The organism is Mesorhizobium sp. M8A.F.Ca.ET.021.01.1.1 (genome assembly GCF_003998025.1).
In the GTDB taxonomy this organism is placed as follows: Bacteria; Pseudomonadota; Alphaproteobacteria; order Rhizobiales; family Rhizobiaceae; genus Mesorhizobium.
The window spans coordinates 1-3,407 of the sequence record NZ_RZSJ01000637.1; the positions used below are offsets into that span (position 1 = coordinate 1).

General features: G+C 60.9%; 4 protein-coding genes. 3 read left to right on the forward strand and 1 reads right to left on the reverse strand.

Annotated features, from left to right (window positions below; all coding sequences use genetic code 11):
- Together EOA36_RS31235 and EOA36_RS31240 are read left to right on the forward strand one after the other, a co-directional pair.
- The coding region (locus EOA36_RS31235; RefSeq protein ID WP_245464520.1) for a glyoxalase superfamily protein at positions 1-527 on the forward strand (527 nt) is incomplete at its 5' end.
- Between the two features lie 189 nt (positions 528-716).
- Positions 717-1,364 (forward strand): dihydrofolate reductase family protein, encoded by a 648-nt coding sequence (locus EOA36_RS31240; protein ID WP_127280736.1) that lies wholly within the window; start codon positions 717-719, stop codon positions 1,362-1,364.
- A 71-nt stretch (positions 1,365-1,435) separates the two neighbouring features.
- Here the strand turns inward: EOA36_RS31240 and ppk2 are convergent, their stop codons facing one another.
- Positions 1,436-2,356 carry a polyphosphate kinase 2 gene (ppk2, locus tag EOA36_RS31245; protein ID WP_127280737.1) on the reverse strand — a complete coding sequence of 307 codons (921 nt, stop codon included), beginning with the start codon at positions 2,354-2,356 and terminating at the stop codon, positions 1,436-1,438.
- 282 nt (positions 2,357-2,638) lie between these two features.
- Here ppk2 and EOA36_RS31250 point away from each other — a divergent pair.
- Positions 2,639-3,407, forward strand: a 769-nt coding sequence (locus EOA36_RS31250) for an aldo/keto reductase (protein ID WP_145969401.1), incomplete at its 3' end; no start/stop codon positions are given.

Below are 3,407 nucleotides of genomic sequence, written 5' to 3' on the forward strand. Positions count from 1 at the left end.
ATGCCAAGACCATGGCGAAAGCCATGCGGGAGGCGCTTGCCGCCCGCGACCTGACGATCAGCCACAGTGACGCCCTGGAGATCGTCGCGCGCCAGTTTGGACTGGCGAGCTGGAATATTCTGTCGGCGAAGATCGAAGCGCCGCCTGCCGGCCAAGACAAGATCGTCTTCGAGCGAACCGCGCCGATCGTTCGCATCTTCGACGTCGCCAAGGCGCACGAATTCTACCTACGCTTCCTCGGCTTCACCGTGGACTGGGAGCACCGCTATGGGGAAAGTTCCCCTCTCTATACCCAAGTCTCGCGTGGCAACCTTGCACTGCACCTGTCCGAACATGCGGGCGACGCGACGCCTGGCGGCAACATGGTCGTTTATATGACAGGCATCCGCGACTTCCACAAAGAGCTTGCCGGCAAGGAGTACCGCTACATGAATCCCGGCCTGGAGCATGAAGACGGCCGGCTGACGGTGGAGGTCATCGACCCGTTCAGCAACCACATCCGCTTCATGGAACTGACGGGCGAATGAGCTGATATCGCGGCGGCCTGGGCGGCCGTCACTGGCCGTCCGGGCCGATCGCTAAAAACAGTCCCGACATCGCCTGGCGGCAAAGGTCCGGATACATACTTTCGATCCGAAAATACCGCTTGCAATTCGCAATCAGTTTGCTAAAAGAAAACCACTTGCAAATTACAACTGGTTATCGAGGAGGTCTTCATGTCAAAACTTCGTGTCAACGCGTTTACCCTCTCGCTCGACGGCTATGGCGCCGGTCCTGATCAGGATCTGCAAAATCCGCTCGGCATCGGCGGAGGATCCTTGCACAAGTGGTTTGTCGACACCCGCACCTTCCGCAAGATGGTGCTCGGACAAGATGGCGGCACCACCGATACCAACGAGGCGTTCGCGGCGCGCAGCTTCGAGAATGTCGGCGCCTGGATCCTGGGTCGCAACATGTTCGGGCCGATCCGCGGAGAATGGCCTGACGACAAGTGGAAGGGCTGGTGGGGCGACAACCCGCCCTACCATGTGCCGGTTTTCGTGCTGACGCACCACAGGCGGGGATCGATCACAATGGAAGGCGGCACCACCTTTCACTTCGTCACCGACGGCATCCATTCGGCGCTCGAGCAGGCGAGATCGGCGGCTGGCGGCAAGGACGTGCGGGTCGGCGGCGGCGTCGATACGATCCGCCAATATCTCCAGGAGAGGCTGATCGACGAGATGCACCTGGCGATTTCGCCGGTGCTGCTTGGCCGGGGCGAGAACCTTTTTGCTGGCCTCGACATGCCCAAGCTTGGCTACACGTGCACCGAACAGGTGGCGACAGCGCTGGCCACGCACGTGGTTATCAAGCGGGCTTAAGCTCGGCGCCGCCCCTCATCCGCCTGCCGGCACCTTCTCCCCGTATAGTGACGGGGAGACGGAAGGGTCACTCAATATTTCTCCGGCACGTAAAGCTCGCGCGGCAGGACCTGGCGTTCGTATTCCGGGTTGAAAACGCGCTCCGGCAGCGTGATCTCCTCGTGCGGCACCTCTTCATATGGCAGCTGCTTGAGCAGATGGTCGATGCAGTTCAGGCGTGCCCGCTTCTTGTCGTTGCCCTCGACGATGTACCATGGCGCTTCGGGAATGTTGGTGCGGGCGAAGGTTTCTTCCTTGGCCTTGGTGTACTGCTCCCAGCGCACCCGCGACTGTAGGTCCATCGGCGACAGTTTCCACTGCTTCATCGGATCGTGGATGCGCATCAGGAAGCGCATCTGCTGTTCCTCATCGGTGATCGAGAACCAGTATTTGACCACGGTGACGCCGGAGCGCACCAGCATGCGCTCGAACTCCGGCACGTCGTGGAAAAACTCCTCGACCTGATCGGGGCTGGCGAAGCCCATCACCCGCTCGACGCCGGAGCGGTTATACCAGGAGCGGTCGAACAGCACGATCTCGCCGCCTGCGGGCAAATGCGGGACATAGCGCTGGAAATACCATTGCGACTTCTCGCGTTCGGTCGGCGCCGGAAGCGCCACGACGCGACAGATACGCGGATTGAGCCGCTGGGTGATACGCTTGATGACGCCACCCTTGCCGGCGGAATCGCGGCCCTCGAAAATCACCACCAGTTTCTTCTTGTGATAGGCGACCCAGGATTGCAGCTTGATCAATTCGGACTGAAGGGTGATCAAGTCGCGAAAATACTGCATGCGATCGATCGAAGGCGGATGCGAGTTCTTGTAGATCTTGGCGATCTCCATCGACAGCGCCGGTTCCGACAATTCGAGTTCATAATCTTCGTCGAGCGTGTCGGCGAGTTCGGCTTCAAGCCAGTCCTTGGCAGGGGAATTCTGTCTTAGCTCGGTCATATCAACTGCTCCGCTTGCAAGCCTGTCGGTTCCCTGGGGCGTCCCCAAATTGCTGCCAGCGGCCGGGAATGGAAACACCTGAGCCGACTTCAATATAGGCCGGCGGTGACGGTTTTATTGCAGCCCGGGCGCGATTGCCGCCGGTGTACATTCCGCGACGCATTGATCGATCGACGTCATCGCATGGCGACAAGCCGACCGAATTGTCCTACAAATCCCCGGTCGCGTTCCAGGCCTGCCCCTTGGCGGCACGCCTCTTCAACAAAATCGTGAGGATCTGACATGGAATACCGCACCCTTGGCCGTTCCGGCCTGAAGGTTTCGACACTGACGCTTGGCACAATGACCTTCGGCGGCGCCGGGCCTTTCGCCGCGGTCGGCAACAGCGATCTCGCCGAAGCAAAGCGGATGATCGACATGTGCATCGACGCCGGCATCAACCTCATCGACACCGCGAATGTCTATTCGAACGGCCTGTCGGAGGAGATCATAGGCGAAGCGCTCGGCGGCAAGCGCAAGAACGACGTGCTGATCGCGTCCAAGGCCCGGATGCGGATCGGCAAGGGCCCGAACGACGAGGGCCTGTCGCGCCATCATCTGATCCGTGAATGCGAGAGAAGCCTGAAGCGATTGAAGACCGATGTCATCGACATCTATTTCGTCCACCAGTGGGACGGCCTCACCCCGCTCGAGGAAACCGTTGCCGCGCTCGACACTTTGGTCAGCCAGGGCAAGGTGCGCTACATCGGCTGCTCCAACTATTCGGGCTGGCAGGTGATGAAGGCGCTTTCCATCAGCGACAGCCGCCACCAGCAACGCTTCATCACCCAGCAGATCCACTATACGCTGGAAGCGCGCGAGGCCGAGTACGAACTGCTGCCGATCTCGGTCGACCAGGGGCTGGGCGTGCTGGTCTGGAGCCCGCTCGCCGGCGGCCTGCTGTCGGGTAAATACCGCCGCGACAGCCCGACCGCGCGCCAGCTTGCCGGCTGGTCCGAGCCGCCGATCCGCGACGAGGACCGGCTCTGGCGGATCGTCGATGTGCTGGTCG